The sequence below is a fragment of the Microbacterium testaceum genome (genome assembly GCF_029761935.1).
Classification (GTDB): Bacteria; Actinomycetota; Actinomycetes; order Actinomycetales; family Microbacteriaceae; genus Microbacterium; species Microbacterium testaceum_A.
This window is the reverse complement of record NZ_CP121699.1, coordinates 2,018,440-2,038,756: the sequence shown is the minus strand read 5'-3', so window position 1 is coordinate 2,038,756 and position 20,317 is coordinate 2,018,440. Positions and strand designations below refer to the sequence as shown.

Below are 20,317 nucleotides of genomic sequence, written 5' to 3'. Positions count from 1 at the left end.
CCTCGCTTCACTGATTCACCTTTCGGAGGATGTCTTCGAGGGCCTGCAGATTTTCTGCCCTGTCGCTCGCGATGAGATTGTGATTCTCCACCGGCGAAAGAGAGCCGCGGAACGTCGGCTGTTCTGTCCCCATTCCGTACACCTGCGGGACCTCCGGGTCTCCGATCGGCACCTCGAAGTCCCCTTCTCTCGCGTACACATGGGAGTCGAATGCTGCGTTCGTGTTCGGGTTCTGCCCATCCCACACCACGCCCAGCTGCTGCGCCATACTCAGTGCGTCCGTATAGCCCCAATGACTGTAGGAAGTGCCGGGAGCGGGTGCCCAGCCCGGAGGCATTCCGGCACCGGCCAACGAGTGCACCTGATCGTAGTGAACACCGTCAGTTTCGGAGCCGGTGATCGGGACGAGCCCCCACGAGTGCCCCATACCGATCTGCTCAGCGCCGGAAAGTCGCGGGTCGGAGGCCCTCATCTCCTTCTCGAAACCGGAGAGCAGCTCGGCCTGCGCATCCGCGAGCTTCGGATCGTTCGCCTCCATGAACCCGGTCGCAGCAGGTACTTCGATGAGGACTCCCGACCCATAGGGCGACTTGGCGACCTCCCCAGGGAATGTGCCCTCCTTCCACACGAATGCCACGATGTTCGGATCGCGTCCATGCAGCCACCGGGCCACCGATTGCACCTCATTCCCGTAGAAACTGTCCGTGGTGGTGAAGGTCCCCGGGACGTACGTCACGGTGGCTGATGTCGTGTCCGAGGGCTGACCGACCATCTCGATCATGTCTCCGCGTTCGGGGTCGTGCAGGTATAGCTGCACCTCTCCATCGACGGCGGCCTTGAGGTAGCGGCGCTCCCGTTCCAGCGTGGCACGGTCGTCGCCGGTGACGTTCGAGGCCTCGAGAGCGCTGTCGATGACGTCGATCGAGCGGCCGCGTTCGATCTGTTCGCGGCCACGCGGATAGCAGGAGGGAGGCCGCCGAGCGAGCCCAGTATTCCGGGGGCGGAGGACAGCAAAGCGTGCTGCACGGTTGGGTCCTGCTCGCTCCACCACTTCGCAAGGACCTCGGGGGCGGGTTGATGATCTTTGAGCAGTGAGAGCCATTCGGGGTGGAGCTTCATGAGTTCTGCGACTTGTTCCTCGTCGGAGCGCGACAAGCGCTTGAGGATCGACAAGATCAGTTGGTCGGATACGGCTCGTGGCGTCTTATCGGTGAGAGAAAGCGCTGGTCCTCCGGTCAGCAAGACGCCCCAGAGCCCTTTCTCCGGAGTCGCCTCGTGTGCGGTGCGCAGCTGCATCGCCGCCTCGGCTGCGGCCTCTTCCGCCGCCGCGCGCGCCGTCTCCAGGACCTCGGCGGCTGCGATCCGAGCGGCGTCGCCCGGGTCGACGAACGTCGGCACGATGGACAGCCCTCCCGCTGACCTCTCTTGCTCGCGATGAGCGATCTGCGCGTTCCGCGTGGAGGCCTGGCCTTCGTTCCAGAGGCGGATCGCCTCGGCCGCCTGTTGTTGCGCCCACCGCAGCGTGGCCTCGTAGGCGTCGCACGCTGCAGCGCTCAGAGCGAGTGCTTCCCCCATCGCGGACCAGCTGTCGGCGATGGTCGTTCGGCGGTGCTCGAACGCTTCCGCCGACGACCCCGCCCAAGAGCCCGCAGCGGAAACTCTAAAAACCGCGTCGCTGAGCCGCGACGCGCTCTGGCCGGCAGTGCGCCACGCCGCCACTGCATCTGCGATGCCATCGGGCGATCCTGGAATCAATGCGACGGGGTCGTGCGTCGAGCCGAGTTCCGTCATCGAGGAACCCCGTCGAGATCCGCTTGTTCGTAGGCGTCGGCAGACGCCCGCAATCGCTCCACAAGTTCGTCGAACTCTTCCGCTCGGGCTGACCACACCGCGGCGACATTCTGAGCGAAGGCTCGGGCGGCAGCCTGGAGGACCTGCTCCCCGAAGTTCGGCAGCGTCGGCCACCGTGGCTCCGATTCAGACTGCCGAGCGCCCCTCAGCCGTGCCGCTGCGACGCGCAGCGCTTCGGGTTCCACGCAGAAGGTCGACATGACTACCCCCTCGGTGACGGTCCGTGAACAGCCGCCAGCTTGCCTTGACAGGGCGGCCTCTTGGGGTTTTTTCACCCCGGTGGTGCGTGAAAATCACCCGTTCGGTCGCGGCGAAAAAGTTCAGGCGGATCGTGTCGCGTCCAGGCTGAGGCCGACGCGTCACGGTCGGCTGAGACGGCGAGACAACCGCGCTGCGTCCCTTTCCCCTCCCGCCGGCCTCGCGACATCCGCTACGGGTTGCAGGCGTCACACGTCGCCGGGTCGGCCTGCCGCTCGGGCCGCGGGCGCTCGCGCTGCTCGTCGCAGGCGGGGCAGCCGTCGACGTCGAGACGCACCTGCGAGGTCGCGTTGCCGCACGCTGCGCACGGGAGACCCCGCACCACGCCCACCGCCCCGAAACCCGGACATCCGCACCCCGGGCACAGCTGGGTGAGTCGGGCGGCGAGCAGCCACGACAGGCGGCGCAGGACCCGCCGCCGGGTGGGGTTCATGTGCGCGCGGAGGTCGGGCTCGAGCTCGACGGGGCCGCGGCGCAGCAGGGCGTCGATGACCGCGGCATCCTGGATGCCCTTCTGCAACCCGTCGGCGGTGCGGGCGACGACGCCGTGGTGCGGAAATCCGGCGCGGGCGAGGTAGCGCCGCGCTTCTGCCGACGTGCGCACGGTGCGGGCCGGGGCGACGTGCGTGTACCGGCGGATGCCGTGACGCACGCGGATGCCGCGCTCGAGGTCGATGAAGACGGCGAGCTCCTCGTGCACCATGGGTCCGAAGCCGCCCAGCGCCGGGGCGTACGACGCTTCGGTGGCCAGACCGGTGGCCGTCCCCAACTCGAGCGCCGCCCCCCGGGCCTTGGCCGTGGCCGCGTGCTCGGCGGTGCCCGCCCTCGGCACGTCTCGGGTGAACGTGCCGAGGGAGTCTGTGTCGAGCTGCGCCGTCGGCGCGACGCCCGCGTCGAGCCATCGGGCGAAGGCCGGGGCGAACGCGGACTCCTTGCCGTGCAGGGTGCCGACGGCGATCGTCTCGCCGGCGTACGGCGCCCCCCGGTGACTGGTCGCGGCGCGCATCAGGCGAAGTAGTCCGCGCGGCTGACCGAGGTCGGCGAGACGAACATCACGCCCGAGGCGTGGTCGAGGACCGGACGGATGCCGGCGATGATCGCATCGGCCTTCTCGGGCGCCACGACCGTGACGAGGAGAGTCAGGGTGTCGTGGTCGTTGAAGAGCAGGCGGCCGCCACGGGGGCCGTGGTGACCCACCCCGGCCACGCCGGTGATCGCGGTGTACCCGCGCGCGCCGAGCGATTGCATGAGGGCGGACACCTCGGCGACGTCGTCGCTCGCGACGACCACCTCGATCTTGGTCATCGGGGTCAGTTCGGACAGGCTCATCAGCGGATCTCCTTCGTGGTGGATTCTTCGGTGGCGGTAGGGACGCCGGTGGGGGCGGGGGTGTCCAGGTCGTCGGCCTGCCAGCCGTAGCGTCCCCACCGCATCCAGCGGGCGCTGTCGTGCTCGCGGACGCGGAGGGAGATCCACCGGTTGGCGACCAGGGTGCGGACGGCCTCGGAAGCGTCGATGATGTCGTTCACCCGCGCGAGCGGGGCCTCGACGAACACCTGCAGCCGGATCGGTTCGTGCCGACTCGCGCGGCCGACGCCCACGGACTGCCAGGGCAGGCCAAGCCGCAGGTCGCCGCCGTAGCCCGACAGCACGCCGACGGTGCCGACCACGTTGTGCAGGGGCTTGGGGCCGGCGCCCAACCGGTCGGGGGCGACGGTCGAGGCCGAGTACTGCGCGTTGATCCACTGCGCCACGATCATCGGCGCGGTCAGGATCGTCTCGAGACCCGCGCCGTCGGGGTCGGCGGCGGCGTCGTAGCTGTGCAGGAAGGCGCGGCGACCGAGGTCGGTGCCCGCGGTGATCGAGCGCGGACCCACGATGAACGCGGCGTTGCCGACGAGACCCCACTCCGCGTACGACTCGGCCCAGTCCGCGGACCGGCGCTCGGTGTCGCGGACGGCGCCGTGCCGCCCTCCCGACCCGGGCAGGCTCGCGCTGCGCTCGGCGGCGTTCGCCGCGCGCGCGGTCTCGAGCAGCCGGGTCACCTCGAGCGCGACGGTTTCGTGCGTCGCCGGAATGGCCCAGGGCTCGAGCAGGGTGACCTCGTCGGTGACGGTGTCCATCCGCGCCGCGACGAAGAGCGTGTCGGCGGGGATGGAGATGCCCCGTCCGGCGAGGGCGTCGCGCGTCTCGGGGTCGTTGAAGATCATCGCCGCCGCCCGCGCGTTCGGTTCGCCCTCGTGGCCGCCGCACGCGCCGCACTGCAGCGACGATGCGAAGGGGTTGTTGGCGACAGTGGCGCCGTGACCGCACAGCAGCACGATCGGGGCGAATCCCTCGACCAGGCCCATCATTCGCAGCGCGGTCTCGGCGTACAGCACGCGCTCCTCGAGCGTGAAGACGACGTTCGCATCGACGTGCGTGGACGGCTTGCTCGGCCGCATGCGCGACACCGTCGCTCGCCAGCCCTCCGGCGCGAGCGTCCGCGCGGCGCTCACCGCTCCCAGCACCCATCCGGCGGTCTCGGCGAAGGCGTAGGGGGCCACAGCGGACTTTTTGAGGGAATCGATGGTGGCATCCCGCTCCACACTCGTCTCGTGCTGCCGCTTCCAGCGCGCGATCGCGTCGCGCTCCACGGACGACTCGGTGATCGCCACGCGGGGCGTGAGCAGCACCGGGCACGAGGCGACCTCGGCCGACCCGTCGGCGGGCCGGAACGAGATGGGCGCCGCGAAGAATCCCGCGAAACCGAGGGTCTCGACGGCTCCGGCGTCCTCGAGGTGCCGGCGGAAGCTCTCGGACCGCGTGTCGATGCAGAACACCGCCTGCGCGAGTGGCCGCTGCGGCGCCGTGCTCGCGCGGAGCACCGGGGCGGTCGCGGGGGCGAGCTCGCGCGCGATCCCCCGTTCGTACGCCTCCTGCCAGACCGCGAGGCGTGCGGCCGGGTCGATCAGCGAGAGGACGGGGCGAAGGGCGGTCCGCACCGCCGCGTCGGCGGGGTCGACGCCGAGAGCGAGGGCGACCGTGCCGATCCGCGCGACCTCATCGGCCGGGCCCTTTTCGGTCGGGGACGCTGCCGGCAGGGCGACGTCGGCGGGCAGCAGGAGCCGTTCGAGCGTCGCGCGGATCGCGACGAGCGAGGTCAGATCGACGCCGCTCGCGGCCGTGTGCCGGACGAGCGCCGCCCACCCCGGCAACGCGAGCACGTGGGCGCGGAGGAACGATTCCGCGGCCGGCCCGTCGAGCTCCCACCGGGCGAGCGCGTCGCCGATCGCCGCGGCCGGGTCGTCGGAGGAATGCCGGATGCCGCTGCGCACCTTCCGCGACAGGGTCGGGTCGAGCGCGGTCAGGCGCCGCCACGCCACCCAGATGCTCTCGTCGTTCGTCGGCGACCACGGTGCGCTCCCGAGCGATGCGGCGATCCAGCGTGCGGTGAGGTCGTCGATGCGCGCGTGGATCCGCGGCGACAGCCGTGCGGCGGGGGTGGGTTCGGGCGCGGCCGCGGTCAGCGGGGGAGCGACGAGCAGGTCGTGGCCGAGGATCTCGCCCACGGTGACGCGCGTGCCGCCGATGTCGAGAGAGCGCGGGGCGCCCGCCTCGGGCACGGTGAACCGCAGGGCCGCCTGCAGGTCGGCGGGGCTGATCCGCCCCTGTGCGTACAGGTCGCGGAAGCGCTGTTCCGGAAGGGAGAGCAGGATGCCGTGATCCCGGGCGATCAGTCCGATCGCCTCTTCCCAGTCGAGGTTCTCGTACCCGGCGACGGGGTTGCGTGCGATGAAGGTCTCGAGGGGGAAGTGGGGCGAGATGGCGCGGCCGGCGGCGGCGATCCAGCCCCGGATGACGGCGGGAGAGGGAGGGGAGGCGGGGGTGGTCATCAGAATCTCCGGTACTCGAGGGGGCCGTCGGCGGGTGCCGGGGTCCAGGGCGTGTCGATGCGGGATGCGGTCGGAGGGAGGGGCGGTCGGCCCCACGAGAAGGCGAAGGCGAACAGTCGATCCGCGACGGGACCGGAGCCGCGGGCGGGCAGGCCCGAGGCGGCGGCGAGGACGAAGACGGCCACCGCGAACACGGCGGGGACCGGGTCTGCCGCCGTGACCGGCGCGAGGGCCTCGGCCGCGGGGAAGACCACCGCGAGGTAGACGGCCGTGAGGGCGGCCAGGCCCGCGAGCTGGGCCGCGCGCGCGGCGACCGACCGGGAGCTTGCGCCGATCCGCGCCCCGGCGACCACCGCGGTGGCCCCGGCGAAGAGCAGGAGGACTGCCGCGCTGTGCTCCCACGCGCCGGATGCCGCGATCGCCGCGACCCCGGTCAGGAGGATGATCACCGCGCCCACGATCGCTCCCGTGGTCGACCGAGCCGGGTGCGCGACGCCCCGCGCCTTCAGCGCGTGCTCGACCGCGGAGCCGGCGCCGAGGAAGAGGCTCGCCTTGTAGAGCGCGTGACCGATCGCGTGGACCAGGGCGACGCCGAAGGCGCCGAGACCGCAGGCCAGGAGGAGGAAGCCCATCTGCGCGGCCGTGGACTGCACGAGGCGGCCCTTCACGTCGGGGCGCGTGAGCATCGCGAGCCCCGCGACGATCATCGTGATCGCACCGGCGGCGGCCACGATCCAGGGGCCCACGACGGAGGGGACGGCCGCGTAACGGAGGAGGAGCAGGGCGCCGGCGTTCACGAAGCCCGCGTGCAGCAGGGCCGACACGGGAGTGGTCGTGGCCGCGGTGGCGGGGAGCCACCCGTGCAGGGGGAAGGCGCCGGCGCGGGCGACCGCCGCGAGGGCGACGAGCGCGCTCACCACCGCCGCCGAGATCGCGTCGACGCTCCCGAGAGCGGCCAGCGACACCGATCCGGTCGAGGCGACCGCGATGATGACGGCCGTCCAGAGCGCCGCGTCTCCGAGCAGCAGGGCCACCGCGCTCCGCGACACGGCAACGCGCGTCTGCGGACCCGCGCCGCCCGTGCCGATGAGCGCGATCATGCTGACCGTGCCGAGCGTCCACCCCGCGGCGAGGAAGACGACGTCCCCGGCCGCAATGGCGGTGGTCGTCCCGACGGCCGCGAGCGACGATAACGCGAAGAAGCTGCGCGAACGCGGGTCGCCGCGCAGGTTGCGGCTGGCGTAGGACTGCACGACCACGGTGAGGGCGACCACGAGCAGCGACAGCGCGGCACCTGCCACGTCGTCGCCGGCGGCGAGGGTCGAGGCCAGAGCGACCGTGGCGAGGACCGTGGCGGCGCCGGCGGGCCACACGGCGAGAGAGCCCGGGGTGCGCCGACGCGCGACATCCGGGAGGAGGGCGGCGACGACCGCGGCGAGCAGCGCGGCGATCGTGAGCGGGGCGAGAAGCGACATGCGCGGCACGTTACATGCAACAAATTGCGTGTGTCAAAACGCAGGTAATGAATAACCGGTACTTGGATTCCGGTACCTCGGGTCACTATGCTGTGGCGATGACCACCTGGACGTTCCTCACGAATCACGCCCACGTGTTCATCTACGTCTCCCGCGACCCGGGCGCCCGCGTGCGCGAGATTGCGGATGCCGTGGGCATCACCGAGCGCACGGCGCACGGCATCCTGGCCGACCTCGTCGATGCCGGCTATCTCAAGCGTGAGAAGGAGGGTCGACGCAACCGCTACGAGTGCGTCGAAGACCTGCCGCTGCGTCATCCGATCGAGAGCGACCACCCGGTCGGCGCGTTGCTGCAGGCGTTGCGCGGCTGACGCCCTTGCGGGTCACGGCCCTCCGCGCTAACGTGCAACCAAATGGTTGAACAACAGAGCGACGCCGACATCGACCGGGTCTTCCACGCCCTCGCCGACGCGACCCGTCGCGACATCATGCGGCGCACGCTCGTCTCCGAACAGTCGGTGACGCAGCTCGCCGCGGCCTACGCGATGTCGTTCGCCGCCGTGTCGAAGCACATCGCCGTGCTCGCCGACGCGCGGCTCATCACCAAACGCGCGGAGGGGAGGGTGCGACTCGTGTCCGCCGACCCCACCGCGCTCGCCCGGGCGCAGGACCTGCTGCGCTCGTACGAAGACCTCTGGCGGGGACGCATCGACCGACTCGACGCGATCCTGCTCGAAGACGCCAGGGTGCCGGCATCCCTCCCGCCCTCCGAACCCGCCGAGAACTGAACCGACGAAGGAGTCGTCATGTCCGTCACATCCGTCGAGAGCGACGCCGAAGCGCTCACCATGACCCTGGTCGCCGACTTCCCCGTGGGCGCCGAACGGTTATGGACGGTCTTCACCGACCCGCGGCAGCTCGAACGCTTCTGGGGTCCCCCCGGATGGCCGGCGACGTTCGCATCGTTCGCCTTCGAGGTCGGCGGTCGCGCCCGATACGCGATGGCCAGCGCGAGCGGCGAGATCGCACGCGGGAGCTGGGAGTTCCTCGGCATCGACGCTCCGCGCGGCTTCGAGGTCGTCGACTCGTTCGTCGACGAGAACGGCGAGGCGATCCCCGGCATGCCCGCGATGCGCATGACCTTCGCGTTCGACGAGACCGAGGGCGGCTCGCGGCTGACGAACGTGACGTACTTCGACTCCCTCGAGGGTCTCGAAACGGTGCTCGCCATGGGCGCCGTCGAGGGGTCGACCCTCGCCATCAACCAGCTCGACGCCGTGCTGCAGGGGCTACGGGATTTCGCGCAGGGCAAAGGCACGCAGCTCGAGATCCTCGACGACCAGCACGTACGCATCACGCGGCTCATCGACGGGCCGCGCGAGCTCGTCTGGCGGGCCCACGTCGACCCCGAGCTGATGCGACAGTGGATGCTCGGGCCCGACGGATGGCGCATGACCCACCGCGAGGTCGACCGGCGCGAGGGCGGCGCGTACCGCATCGCGTGGGAGCCCGAACCCGGCACCGAGGGGGAGCCCTTCGGATTCGACGGCGAGATCCTGCTGCTCGACGAGCCGCGCCGCATGGTGCAGACCGAGCACATGACCGGCACCGACTACCCCTCGACGATCAACGACCTGTCCCTCTACGAAGAGGACGGGGCGACGCTGGTCACCCTGCTGATCGAGTATCCGGATGCCGAGACCCGCGACGCCGTGCTCGCCACGGGGATGGTCGAGGGGATGGAGCAGAGCTTCCGGCGGATGGAGCGGGTCGTCCTCGGGTGAGGGGGGCGGGTGGCGCCGGCTCAGGCGGCGGGCGCCGCCCGGCGCACGGCCTCGCGAATGCGCTGCTCGACCGTGTCCGTCACCTCGACGACCGCGAACGACACCGGCCACATGGCGCCGTCGTCGAGCTGCGCGCTGTCGTCGAAGCTCACCGTGCCGTAGCGCGTCTTGAACTTCGACGCCGGCTGGTAGAAGACGACGACCTTGCCGTCTTTCGCGTACGCCGGGAAGCCGTAGTACGTCTTCGGGTTCAGGTGCGCGGCCTCTTCGAGCACGATGACGTGCAGGCGCTCGGCGACCGCGCGGTCGACGCCCTCGAGCTTGTCGATCGCCTCGAGGCAGGCCTCGTTCTCCTTCTCGAGCTTCGCCGCGCCCTTCAGGCCCTTCATGGCTTTGAGCTCTTCGGCGCGCTGCTTCATCGCCGCGCGTTCTTCGTCGCTGAATCCTGCTCCGCCGGTGGCCATGGCATCCGCCCTCTCGTTCGTCTGACGGAAGGCTAGCGCGCGTCGGCCCGGTCGTATCCTCCGCGATCCGCGCATTCTCAGCCCGAATCGGCGGATGCCGACTGAGCTTGCGCGTATCGCCGAGCTTGTGCGCCGAGGCGCTCAGGCCTGCCGCAGCCCCTCTTCGAGCGCGACCCACGCGAGCATTGCGCACTTCACGCGCGCGGTGAACTTCGAAACCCCGGAGAGGGCGGCGGCGTCGGCGAAGGTCTCCTCGTCGAGGGGGATCTTGCCGCGGGAGCGTAGCGCCTCGCGGAACCGCGCGATCAGGGCGTCGGCGTCGGCGCGCGGCATCCCCTCGTCGCCCCCGTCCTCCTGCAAGAGGGCCACCAGCATCGACGCCGAGGCCTGCGAGATCGAGCAGCCCGCTCCCTCCCAGGTGACGGAGCTGACGCGGTCACCGTCGATGGAGACCCGAAGGGTGATCTCGTCACCGCAGATGGGGTTGCGCTGGTGCACGGTGGCGCTGCGTGCGCCGGGGTCGGCCAGGCCGAAGCCGCGGCGGTTCTTCGCGTGGTCGAGGATGAGCTCCTGGTACAGCGACTCGAGCCCGCTCATGCGCCCGCTCCGAAGAAGCCGCGCACGCCCGAGACGGCGTCGAGGAAGGTGTCGATCTCGTCCTCCGTGGTGTGGATCGCGGCGCTCGCGCGCACCGACGCCGTCATCCCGAAGCGGCGGTGCAGGGGCTGCGCGCAGTGGTGTCCGACCCGCACGGCGACGCCGCGCGAGTCGAGGAACTGGCCCACGTCGTGCGCGTGCACGCCCTGCACCTCGAAGGCCTGCAGGGCGACGCGCTCGGCGTCATCCGTGTCTCCGAGAAGACGGATGCCGTCGATCGAGCGGAGACCCTCGCGCATGCGCTTCTCGATCGCAGCTTCGTGCGCGTGCGCGGCGTCCAGGTCGTGCTCGCCGAGCCAGCGGACGGCGGCGGCGAGGGCGACGGCCTGCGACACCGGCTGCGTGCCGGGCTCGAAGCGCTGCGGCGGGGGCAGGTACTCGGCCGTGTCGAGCGTGACGGTGGTGATCATCGACCCGCCCGTGGTGAAGGGCGGGAGCGCCTCGAGCACCTCGTCGCGACCCCAGAGCGCTCCGATGCCGTAGGGCCCGTAGACCTTGTGGCCCGAGAAGACGGCGAGGTCGACCCCGGATGCCGGCAGGTCGAGGCGCAGATGAGGTGCCGACTGGCACGCGTCGAGCACGGTCAGCGCGCCGACACCGCGGGCGAGGGTGGCGAGCTTCGCGACGGGGTTCACGATGCCGAGCACGTTCGAAACGTGCGGGAAGGCGACGACCTTGGTGCGCTCGCCGATGAGGTCGGCTGCGGCGTGCAGGTCGAGCATGCCGTCGTCGAGCACGGGGATGTGGCGCAGGCGCGCCCCGGTGCGGGCAGCGAGCTCCTGCCAGGGGATGAGGTTGGCGTGGTGTTCGGCCTCGGTCACGGCGATCTCGTCGCCCGCGCGGAGGCGCCCGGCGTACCCGAGCGAACCCGCGACGAGATTGAGGCCGGCCGTCGCGCCGCTGGTCCAGACGAGCTGTTCGGGCTCGGCGCCCACGAACTCGGCAACCGTGACGCGCGCGTCTTCGAACAGCTCGGTGGCCTCGGCCGCGAGGGTGTGGGCACCGCGGTGCACGGCGGAGTTCGCCCGCTCGAGGAACTCACGTTCGGCGTCGAGCACGGCACGAGGCTTCTGGCTCGTCGCTCCGGAGTCGAGGTACACGAGGGGGCGACCGTCGATCTCGGTCTCGAGGATCGGGAAGTCGGCGCGCACGGCGGCGACGTCGAAGGGGAGGCTCACCCCTCCAGGCTACGTCGCGCCGGGTGGGTGGGTGCCGTGCGGCCGGCTCGGGGTCCTCGTGGCCGGTCGTGAGACGCCCCTGGGGCCGCGAGACTGCATCTCGTTGACAACCCGCGCGTCATCCTGCAACGGACATGTCAGCGAGATGCAGTCTCGACGCGCCACCCCCCTCGCGAGCGAAGAGTGAGGAAATCGCCCGCCCCCGTTCGCGAATCGTCAGGGCCGCGGATCCGCCGCCCGATGCCGCGTAGACCGGATGCCATGACCCTCACGGCCCTGCTCCCCACCCTCCGCGCCAGCATCCCGGCGCCCTTCGACGCCGCGGCGTGGCCCGCCGGCTCCGCGCCGACGCTCGACGACGTCACGGTGCGGGCGGTGTCGGTCGGTCGCTACGCCGACCTCTGCGGCACGCCCTGCGTCTGCACGGGCCCCGCGGTGATCCCGGCGTCGGGGGGGATGGCATCCGCGACGCTGTCGACGACAGTGGTGATCGCGACGGTGACCGAGGCCACGCCCGACACCTTGCGCCTCGACGCCTGCGTCGCCGGACTCGAGGCTGTCTGGCGCGAGGCGCGGCTCATCGGCCGCGTCTCGCACGCGTACGACGAACCGTTCGACGTCGTCGACGCCCACGGGGAGGAGTCGTGCGCAACCGTCGTGCTCCCCGGTGACGTCCACGCGGGTGACCGCATCGCCTTCCCGTGCCCCGGATGCCACACGGTCGGGGAGGTCCGCTGATGCTGCTCCACTCGATCGTCTTCGCTTCGCGCTGCGCCCGCGTGCAGGCGGAGTTCCTGGCGGCGGAGGCCGAGGATGAGCCGGCGGACGGCCGGGACGTACGAAACTCCTGACTTTCGGAGGCGTGCTCTCGTGCTCCCGCGTCCCCGCGGGCACGCGGCCGGCGGGCAAGCCGAGGCCGTGCGAAATGACAGGAGTTTCGCCCGCTCGCCCGCGGACCGTCGGGTCGCCGCGCTGGGGACTCTGCACGCCGAGGGCCGATCACACGACCAGCCGATACCCCATCCCCTGCTCCGTCAGCAGGTGCACGGGGTTCGACGGGTCCGCCTCGAGCTTCTTGCGCAGCTGCGACATGTACAGCCGCAGGTAGCCGCTGTCAGCGACCTGCTCGCTCGCCCAGATCTCCTTCAGCAGGGTCTGGCGCGTGACGAGCGAGCCGGGGTTGCGGGCGAGGAATTCGAGCATCCGCCACTCGGTCGGGGTGAGGTGCACGCGGGTGCCCGCGCGCAGCACGGCCTTGGCTGACAGGTCGACCTCGACGTCGCCGAAGCGCACGACGGCGTCGCCCGCCGAGGGCACCGAACGTCGGGCGTGCACGCGCAGACGCGCGAGCAGCTCGTCGATCTGGAAGGGCTTGGTCACGAAGTCGTCGGCGCCGGCATCGAGCGCCTCCACCTTGTCGGCGGAACCCGTGCGGCCCGAGACGACGATGATCGGCGCGGTCGTCCACCCGCGCAACGCGTGGATGACCTGCACGCCGTCGAGGTGCGGCATCCCGAGATCCAACAGCACGATGTCGGGGTGCGCTTGAGCGGCGAGCGTGATCGCTGCGGCGCCGTCGGCCGCGGCCACCACGTCGTAGCCGTGGGCTGCGAGCGTGATCCGCAGAGCGCGCACCAGCTGCGGGTCGTCGTCGGCGATGAGTACCTTCACGGCGTCCTCCTGGAGATTCCGGATGCCACGGCATCCGCGCCCGCGACGGGAAGCGCCACGACCATGGTGAGCCCGCCGCCGGGGGTGTCTTCGGGGGTGAGGGTGCCGCCCATGCCCTCGGCGAAGCCGCGCGAGAGCGCGAGCCCGAGGCCGAGACCAGCGGTGTTGTCGGTGTCGCCGAGGCGTTGGAATGGCGAGAACATGTCTTCGCGACGCTCGGCGGCGATGCCCGGACCGTGATCGATCACGCGGATCTCGGCGGTGCTGCCGAGGCGGCTCGTGGCGATGCGCACACGCTCGCCGTCGGGTGTGTACCGCTGGGCGTTGGTGAGCACGTTGACGAGAACGCGCTGCAGCAGCACCGGGTCGGCGCTCAGCGAGGGCAGGTCGGGGTCGAGGGCGAGGTGGACGTCGTCGGGGCCGAGGTCGAGCTCGTCGAGGGCCATGAGCACCACTCCCGCGGCATCGGTCGGCGTGAGCGAGACGGCGAGCACCCCCGCCTGCACGCGGCTCACGTCGAGCAGGTCGGTGACGAGCACCGACAGGGTCGCGAGGCTCTCGTCGGCGGTCTCAAGCAGCTCGCGGCGGTCATCGTCGGAGAGCTGGTCTCCCGCGGCGCGAAGGCCCCCGAGCGAGGCGACGGCAGCGGCGAGGGGGCGGCGCAGGTCGTGGCTGACCGCCGACAGCAGGGCGCTGCGCACCTGGTCGGTCTCGGCGAGGGCGTCGGCCTCGGCGGCCGTCTCGGCGAGATCGGTGCGCTCGAGGGCGGCCGCGAGCTGCGCGACGACGACGTCGAGCAGGCGACGCTCCGAGGCGTCGAGATCGCCGCCGTGCAGCTCGAGGGTCGCGCGACCGTCGCCGACCGGGACCGAGACCGAGCGACCGTCGCGCACGGGCTCGCCATCGGTGGCGAGAACCGTGCCGTCCGCGGCGACGAGACGCACCCCGGCCAGGCCGAAGGCCTCTCGGGCACGGGTGACCAGGGCGGGCACCGTGCTCTCGCCGCGGAGCACGCTGCCCGCGACCGTGGCGAGCAGCTCGGCCTCGGCCGTGGCGCGGCGGGCGGAGCGGGCCCGACGGGCTGCCTGGTCGACGACGGTGCTCACGAGCATCGCGATGACCACGTACAACACCAGCGCGATCGTGTTCGCGGGATTGCTGATGGTCACGGTGTACAGCGGTTCGATGAAGAGGAAGTTGAGCGTGAAGCCCGACAGCACCGCAGCGAACAGGGCCGGCCAGATCCCCCCGATCAGCGCCACGACCACGACGAGCAGCTGGTACACGAGCACGTCGGCGGCGATGGAGTCGTCGGAGCCCGTCGAGATCAGCAGCAGCGAGATCAGCGGTCCCCCGAGGACGGCGACGACGAAGCCCAGGAGGCGGCGCTTCGCGCTCAGCGCGGGGCCGCTGAGGCGGGGGAGGGCGAAGCGTCCGCCCGCGCGCGCGTGGCTGACGATGTGCACGTCGATGTCGCCCGAGAGGCGGATGACAGTGGCACCGATGCCAGGGCCGGTGAGGGCGGCGGCCAGGCGGCCGCGACGGCTCACGCCGATGACCAGCTGCGAGGCGTTGACCGATCGCGCGAAGTCGACGAGGGCGGTGGCGGGATCGTCGCCCACCACCTGGTGGTACGAGCCGCCCAGCGACTCGACGAGGGCGCGCTGCTCGGCGAGGGTGGCCGGGGCGCTCGTGCGCAGGCCGTCCTGGCTCGACACGTGCACGGCGAGCAGCTCGCCGCCGGCCGAGCGGGCCGCGATCCGGGCTCCGCGGCGCAGGAGCGTCTCGCCCTCGGGGCCGCCGGTGAGGGCGACGACCACGCGCTCGCGCGCCTGCCACGAACCCTCGATGCCGTGCTCGGTGCGGTAGCGCTGCAGGGCCGAGTCGACCTCGTCGGCCAGCCACAGCAGAGCGAGCTCGCGCAGCGCCGTCAGGTTGCCGAGGCGGAAGTAGTTCGACAGGGCGGCGTCGATGCGCTCGGCGGGGTACACCGAACCTGCGGCGAGGCGATCACGCAGAGACTGCGGTGCCAGGTCGACGACCTCGATCTGATCGGCGGAGCGGACGACGGCATCCGGAACCGTCTCCCGCTGAACGACGCCGGTGATCTTCTCGACCACGTCGTTGAGAGATTCGATGTGCTGCACGTTCACGGTCGTGATCACGTCGATGCCGGCGTCGAGCAATTCTTCGACATCGGTCCAGCGCTTCTCGTTGCGCGAGCCCGGGACGTTCGTGTGCGCCAGTTCGTCGACGAGCGCGATGCGCGGATGCCGTTCGAGCACCGCATCGAGGTCCATCTCGTCGAGCGCGACCCCGCGGTGGGCGACGGCGCGGCGGGGGATCACCTCGAGGCCCTCGGCTTGCGCTGCGGTCGCGACGCGGCCGTGGGTCTCGACGATCGCGATGACGACGTCATGGCCCTCGTCGCGCAGGCGCCGGCCCTCTTCGAGCATCTCGTACGTCTTGCCGACACCGGGCGCCATGCCCAGCAGCACGCGCAAGCGCCCGCGCTTCACGAGGCGCACCTCGGAGCCCAGGTCGCTGCGCATGTCGAAGGGACCCGCGCGAACGCCTCGACGGGCTCAGCGACCGCTCGCTCGAACGCACGGCGCCGCCGCCGCGCGAGAGGCGCGGCGGCGGCGGGTGAGAGATGCATGTCCCTGATTCTCGTCTCTCAGAGGGCGTCGAGCGCGCGATTGAGTTCGACCACGTTCACGCGCGGGTCGCCGAGGTACCCCAGGTCGCGCGGGATCGTGTGCGCGCTGACGAGGGATTCGACCTCAGATGCCGAGAGGCCCCGGGCCTCGGCGACGCGGGCGACCTGTCGCTCGGCGCCTGCGACCGAGATGTCGGGGTCGAGACCGGAGGCCGAGGCGGTCAGGGCATCGGCCGGGATCTGACCCGACCCGTCGAGCTCGACCGAGGCGGCCTTGCGCTCCTCGATCGCGGCGATCAGGTCTTCGTTCTCAGGGCCCCAGTTCGATCCGCTCGACGCGGTGGAGTCGTAGCCGTCGCCCGCGGCCGAGGGACGGGACTGGAAGTACTGCGGGAGCGCGTTGCCATCGGCATCCGTGAAGGACTGCCCGATCAGCTGCGAGCCCGAGACCTGCCCGTCGGCGGTCTTGATGAGCGAACCGTTCGCTTGGAACGGCAGGGCGACCTGGCCGACCGCGGTGATCAGCAGCATGTATGCCACGCCGAGGAGAAGGGTGAAGACGACCATCGCGCGGACGGCGACGGCGGTGGTACGCAGGGTGGTGCGCATGACGGGGCCTTTCAGAAACCGGGGAGCAGGCTCACGACGAGGTCGATGAGCTTGATGCCGATGAAGGGGACGATGACGCCGCCGAGCCCGTAGACGAGCAGGTTGCGGCTGAGGATGCTCGACGCGCTCGCGGCGCGGTATTTCACGCCCCGCAGCGCGAGGGGGATGAGCACGATGATCACGATCGCGTTGAAGATGATCGCGCTCGTGACGGCGGATGCCGGGGAGTGCAGACCCATGATGTTCAGCGCCGCGAGGCCCGGGAACACGCCCATGAACATCGCCGGGATGATCGCGAAGTACTTCGCGATGTCGTTGGCGAGCGAGAACGTGGTCAGGGCGCCGCGCGTGATGAGCAGCTGCTTGCCGATGCGGACGATGTCGATGAGCTTGGTCGGATCGGAGTCGAGGTCGACCATGTTGCCGGCCTCTTTCGCGGCCGAGGTGCCCGTGTTCATCGCGACACCCACGTCGGCCTGCGCCAGGGCGGGGGCGTCGTTCGTGCCGTCACCGGTCATCGCGACGAGGTTGCCGCCTTCCTGCTCGCGCTGGATGAGGGCGAGCTTGTCCTCGGGCGTGGCCTCGGCGAGGAAGTCGTCGACGCCCGCCTCGGCGGCGATCGCCTTGGCGGTGAGGGGGTTGTCGCCCGTGATCATCACGGTACGGATGCCCATCGCGCGCAGCTCGCCGAAGCGCTCGCGCAGTCCGTCTTTGACGACGTCCTTGAGGTGGATGACGCCGAGCACCTGCCCCACGCCCTTCGACAGGGTCGCGACCACCAGGGGCGTGCCGCCGGACTGGGCGATGGCATCCGTCTCGCTCATCAGCTGCGCGCGCAACGCCGGGGCGACCGGGCTGCCCGAGGCCTCGAGCCACGCGAGCACGGCCGAGCTCGCGCCCTTGCGCACCTGCGTGCCGTCGACCAGGTCGAGGCCGCTCATGCGGGTCTGGGCGGTGAAGGGTACGGGCTCCGCACCGCGGGGCATGTCGGCGACGATGCCTTGAGCTGCGGCCAGCTCGACCACCGAGACGCCCTCGGGCGTGGGGTCGGCCTGCGACGACAGCGAGGCGTACTCGGCGAGCTCGGGGCTCCCGACGCCCTTCATCGGCACGAAGGCCGACGCGCGACGGTTGCCGTAGGTGATGGTGCCGGTCTTATCCAACAGCAGGGTGGTGACGTCTCCCGCGGCCTCGACCGCGCGACCCGACATCGCGAGCACGTTGCGCTGCACGAGACGGTCCATGCCCGCGATGCCGATCGCGCTCAGCAGAGCACCGATGGTCGTGGGGATCAGGCAGACCAGCAGCGCGACCAGGACCGGGATCGACACCGGCGATGCCGCATACGAGGCGATCGGGTTCAGCACGAGCACCACGACGACGAAGACGATCGACAGGCTCGCGAGCAGGATGTTCAGCGCGATCTCGTTGGGCGTGCGCTGACGCGACGCGCCCTCGACCAGGGCGATCATGCGGTCGACGAAGGTCTCGCCCGGCTTCGAGGTGATCTTCACCACGATGCGGTCGCTGAGCACGCGCGTGCCGCCGGTGACCGCGCTGCGGTCACCACCCGATTCGCGCACGACCGGGGCGGACTCGCCCGTGATGGCCGACTCGTCGACCGTCGCGATGCCCGACACGATGTCGCCGTCGCCGGGGATGAGTTCGCCGGTCTCGACCAGCACGATGTCGCCGACGCGGAGGTCGCCCGAGGGGACGTCTTCGGTGGCGGCACCGGATGCCGAGGGGTCGGCCTTCTCGTCGTACGAGACGACGCGGCGGGCCGAGGTCGTCGTGCGCGTCTTGCGAAGCGTCGCCGCCTGCGCCTTGCCGCGGCCCTCGGCGACCGACTCGGCGATGTTCGCGAAGAACACCGTCAGCCACAGCCAGATCGCGATACCCCAGGTGAAGCCGAAGGGGAGGCTGTCGTCGCTGCCGCCGAGGAAAGGCTCGGCGATCGCGATGAGCGTCGTCAAGGCGGCGCCCACCCAGACGAGGAACATCACGGGATTGCGCCACTGCGCGGCGGGGTTGAGCTTCTTGGCCGCGCCCGGCAGGGCGGCCACGACCTGCGCGGCGCTGAACGCGCGACGAGGGGCGGTCGAAGCCGGTTCGGCTTCGGGGGCCGGGGCGTGGGTGAGGGTGGACATCAGCGGGTCAGTCCTTCAGCGAGGGGTCCGAGGGTGAGGACCGGGAAATAGGTGAGAGCCGTCACGATCACGGCCACGCCGCCCAGGAGGCCGGCGAATTGCGGGCGGTGCGTCGGCAGGGTGCCGGCGGTGGAGGGCACGGCATCCTGAGCCGCGAGCGAACCGGCGAGGGCCAGAACGAACACGATCGGCAGGAACCGGCCGAGCAGCATCGCCACACCGAGCGCGGTGTTGAACCACGGGGTGTTGGCGGTGAGGCCCGCGAACGCCGAACCGTTGTTGTTCGCAGCCGAGGTGAAGGCGTAGAGCACCTCGCTCAGGCCGTGGACGCCCGGGTTCCAGATCGAGGTGGTCTCGACGTCGGAACGGATCGCGGGGACGCCGAAGCTCAGCGCGGTGCCGGCCAGCACGAGGGTCGGGGTGACGAGGATGTACAGGCTCGCGAGCTTGATCTCCTTCGGCCCGATCTTCTTGCCGAGGTACTCGGGCGTCCGGCCGATCAGCAGGCCACCGACGAAGACCGCGATCACGGCGAGGATCAGAATGCCGTAGAGGCCCGATCCGACACCGCCGGGGGCGATCTCGCCGAGCATCATGTTGATCATCGGCATCATGCCGCCGAGAGCCGTGTAGCTGTCGTGCATCGAGTTGACGGCACCGGTCGAGGTGAGCGTGCTGGTGGTGCCGAAGAGGGTCGAACCGAAGATGCCGAAGCGCACCTCTTTGCCCTCCATCGCACCGCCCGCGAGCATCGGAGCCGTGCCGCCTGCGGCCGTCTCGGCCCAGGTGAGCAGGGCGGTGGATGCCACGAAGATGGCCCCCATCACGCCGAGGATCGTGTAGCCCTGGCGGTCGTCGCCGACGATGCGGCCGAAGGCGCGGGGCAGCGAGAACGGGATCACCAGCATCAGGAAGATCGAGAACAGGTTCGTCCAGGGCGTGGGGTTCTCGAACGGGTGCGCGGAGTTGGTGTTGAAGATGCCGCCACCGTTGGTGCCGAGCAGCTTGATGGCCTCCTGCGAGGCGACCGGGCCGCCGGGGATCGACTGGGCTGCTCCCGCCACCGTGGTGGCATCCGTGAATCCCGAGAGGTTCTGGATGACGCCGCCGGCGAGCAGCACGATCGCGGCGACGACCGCGAAGGGCAGCAGCAGACGGTAGGTGCCGCGTACGAGGTCGACCCAGAAGTTGCCGATCACGCCGCTGCGGCGGTAGGCGAAGCCGCGCACGAGGGCCACGGCGACGGCGATGCCGACGGCGGCCGACACGAAGTTCTGCACGGTGAGGGCGGCGAACTGCACGGTGTACCCGAGGGTCAGCTCACCCGAGTACGACTGCCAGTTGGTGTTCGTCACGAACGACACCGCCGTGTTGAACGACAGAGCCTCGCCGGGGGAATCGAAGCCGAGCGACAGCGGCAGCACCGCCTGCAGGCGCATGATCGCGTACACGAACACGACGCCGACGAACGAGAACAGCAGCACCGAGCGCAGGTAGGCCTGCCAGGTCTGGGCGCTGCGGGGGTCGACGCCGATCAGGCGGTAGGTGCCGCGCTCGACGGCGAGATCGCGCTCGCCGGTGTAGATGCGGGCGATGTAGTCGCCGAGGGGGCGGTAGGCCAGGCCCAGGGCGACGACGAGGGTGAGGCTGGTCAGGACAATGGACCAGACGATTCCGCTATCCATG

General features: G+C 70.9%; 18 protein-coding genes. 4 read left to right on the top strand and 14 right to left on the bottom strand.

Annotated elements, in window-relative coordinates; genetic code table 11:
- Window positions 1-7 precede the first annotated feature (7 nt).
- The 6 genes from QBE02_RS09845 to QBE02_RS09820 all read right to left on the bottom strand — a co-directional run bounded on the left by QBE02_RS09845 (window position 8) and on the right by QBE02_RS09820 (window position 7,459).
- Window positions 8-781, bottom strand: coding sequence for a hypothetical protein (locus QBE02_RS09845; protein ID WP_279365567.1), 774 nt, complete (start codon window positions 779-781; stop codon window positions 8-10).
- Window positions 778-1,791, bottom strand: a complete 1,014-nt coding sequence (locus tag QBE02_RS09840; RefSeq protein WP_279365566.1) for a putative T7SS-secreted protein — start codon at window positions 1,789-1,791, stop codon at window positions 778-780. The genes QBE02_RS09845 and QBE02_RS09840 overlap by 4 nt, the downstream gene beginning before the upstream one ends.
- A gap of 490 nt (window positions 1,792-2,281) precedes the next feature.
- The gene (locus QBE02_RS09835; RefSeq protein WP_279365565.1) at window positions 2,282-3,115 is read right to left on the bottom strand and encodes a DUF6671 family protein; all 834 of its coding nucleotides are present in this window, start codon (window positions 3,113-3,115) and stop codon (window positions 2,282-2,284) included.
- Window positions 3,115-3,438: a P-II family nitrogen regulator gene (locus QBE02_RS09830; RefSeq protein ID WP_056225349.1), complete on the bottom strand. Its 324-nt coding sequence runs from the start codon at window positions 3,436-3,438 to the stop codon at window positions 3,115-3,117. The genes QBE02_RS09835 and QBE02_RS09830 overlap by 1 nt, the downstream gene beginning before the upstream one ends.
- Window positions 3,438-5,984 (bottom strand): DUF2309 domain-containing protein, encoded by a 2,547-nt coding sequence (locus QBE02_RS09825; RefSeq protein ID WP_279365564.1) that lies wholly within the window; start codon window positions 5,982-5,984, stop codon window positions 3,438-3,440. Before QBE02_RS09825 ends, QBE02_RS09830 begins: the two co-directional genes overlap by 1 nt.
- On the bottom strand, window positions 5,984-7,459 hold the full coding sequence (locus QBE02_RS09820; RefSeq protein WP_279365563.1) for a proton-conducting transporter membrane subunit: 1,476 nt from the start codon (window positions 7,457-7,459) through the stop codon (window positions 5,984-5,986). Before QBE02_RS09820 ends, QBE02_RS09825 begins: the two co-directional genes overlap by 1 nt.
- A 98-nt stretch (window positions 7,460-7,557) precedes the next feature.
- Between QBE02_RS09820 and QBE02_RS09815 the strand changes: the two genes are divergently transcribed.
- Genes QBE02_RS09815 through QBE02_RS09805 form a run of 3 tightly spaced genes read left to right on the top strand, consistent with a single transcriptional unit; the run spans window position 7,558 to window position 9,243 of the window.
- A complete protein-coding gene (locus tag QBE02_RS09815; RefSeq protein ID WP_056225357.1) occupies window positions 7,558-7,830 on the top strand; it encodes a helix-turn-helix transcriptional regulator in 273 nt (90 codons plus the stop codon).
- Between the two features lie 42 nt (window positions 7,831-7,872).
- Window positions 7,873-8,247, top strand: coding sequence for an ArsR/SmtB family transcription factor (locus tag QBE02_RS09810; RefSeq protein ID WP_279365561.1), 375 nt, complete (start codon window positions 7,873-7,875; stop codon window positions 8,245-8,247).
- An 18-nt stretch (window positions 8,248-8,265) separates the two neighbouring features.
- Window positions 8,266-9,243: an SRPBCC family protein gene (locus QBE02_RS09805; protein ID WP_279365560.1), complete on the top strand. Its 978-nt coding sequence runs from the start codon at window positions 8,266-8,268 to the stop codon at window positions 9,241-9,243.
- Window positions 9,244-9,263: 20 nt separating this feature from the next.
- Here the strand turns inward: QBE02_RS09805 and QBE02_RS09800 are convergent, their stop codons facing one another.
- The 3 genes from QBE02_RS09800 to QBE02_RS09790 all read right to left on the bottom strand — a co-directional run bounded on the left by QBE02_RS09800 (window position 9,264) and on the right by QBE02_RS09790 (window position 11,542).
- Window positions 9,264-9,707 carry a hypothetical protein gene (locus QBE02_RS09800; protein ID WP_279365559.1) on the bottom strand — a complete coding sequence of 148 codons (444 nt, stop codon included), beginning with the start codon at window positions 9,705-9,707 and terminating at the stop codon, window positions 9,264-9,266.
- A 141-nt stretch (window positions 9,708-9,848) separates the two neighbouring features.
- Window positions 9,849-10,304 carry a Fe-S cluster assembly sulfur transfer protein SufU gene (sufU, locus tag QBE02_RS09795; RefSeq protein WP_279365558.1) on the bottom strand — a complete coding sequence of 152 codons (456 nt, stop codon included), beginning with the start codon at window positions 10,302-10,304 and terminating at the stop codon, window positions 9,849-9,851.
- Window positions 10,301-11,542, bottom strand: a complete 1,242-nt coding sequence (locus QBE02_RS09790; RefSeq protein WP_279365557.1) for an aminotransferase class V-fold PLP-dependent enzyme — start codon at window positions 11,540-11,542, stop codon at window positions 10,301-10,303. Before QBE02_RS09790 ends, sufU begins: the two co-directional genes overlap by 4 nt.
- Before the next feature lie 261 nt (window positions 11,543-11,803).
- Here QBE02_RS09790 and QBE02_RS09785 point away from each other — a divergent pair, with 261 nt between their 5' ends.
- Entirely contained in the window at window positions 11,804-12,280 is a 477-nt protein-coding gene (locus QBE02_RS09785) for a hypothetical protein (protein WP_279365556.1), read from the top strand.
- Between the two features lie 261 nt (window positions 12,281-12,541).
- Here the strand turns inward: QBE02_RS09785 and QBE02_RS09780 are convergent, their stop codons facing one another.
- The 5 genes from QBE02_RS09780 to kdpA form a co-directional block, all read right to left on the bottom strand.
- Window positions 12,542-13,213 (bottom strand): response regulator, encoded by a 672-nt coding sequence (locus QBE02_RS09780; protein WP_279365555.1) that lies wholly within the window; start codon window positions 13,211-13,213, stop codon window positions 12,542-12,544.
- On the bottom strand, window positions 13,210-15,732 hold the full coding sequence (locus tag QBE02_RS09775) for a DUF4118 domain-containing protein (RefSeq protein ID WP_279367879.1): 2,523 nt from the start codon (window positions 15,730-15,732) through the stop codon (window positions 13,210-13,212). The genes QBE02_RS09780 and QBE02_RS09775 overlap by 4 nt, the downstream gene beginning before the upstream one ends.
- Before the next feature lie 158 nt (window positions 15,733-15,890).
- A complete protein-coding gene (gene kdpC, locus QBE02_RS09770; RefSeq protein ID WP_279365554.1) occupies window positions 15,891-16,481 on the bottom strand; it encodes a K(+)-transporting ATPase subunit C in 591 nt (196 codons plus the stop codon).
- An 11-nt stretch (window positions 16,482-16,492) separates the two neighbouring features.
- The gene (gene kdpB, locus QBE02_RS09765) at window positions 16,493-18,631 is read right to left on the bottom strand and encodes a potassium-transporting ATPase subunit KdpB (RefSeq protein WP_279365553.1); all 2,139 of its coding nucleotides are present in this window, start codon (window positions 18,629-18,631) and stop codon (window positions 16,493-16,495) included.
- Window positions 18,631-20,316 (bottom strand): potassium-transporting ATPase subunit KdpA, encoded by a 1,686-nt coding sequence (gene kdpA / locus QBE02_RS09760; protein ID WP_279365552.1) that lies wholly within the window; start codon window positions 20,314-20,316, stop codon window positions 18,631-18,633. The genes kdpB and kdpA overlap by 1 nt, the downstream gene beginning before the upstream one ends.
- Window position 20,317: the final 1 nt, after the last annotated feature.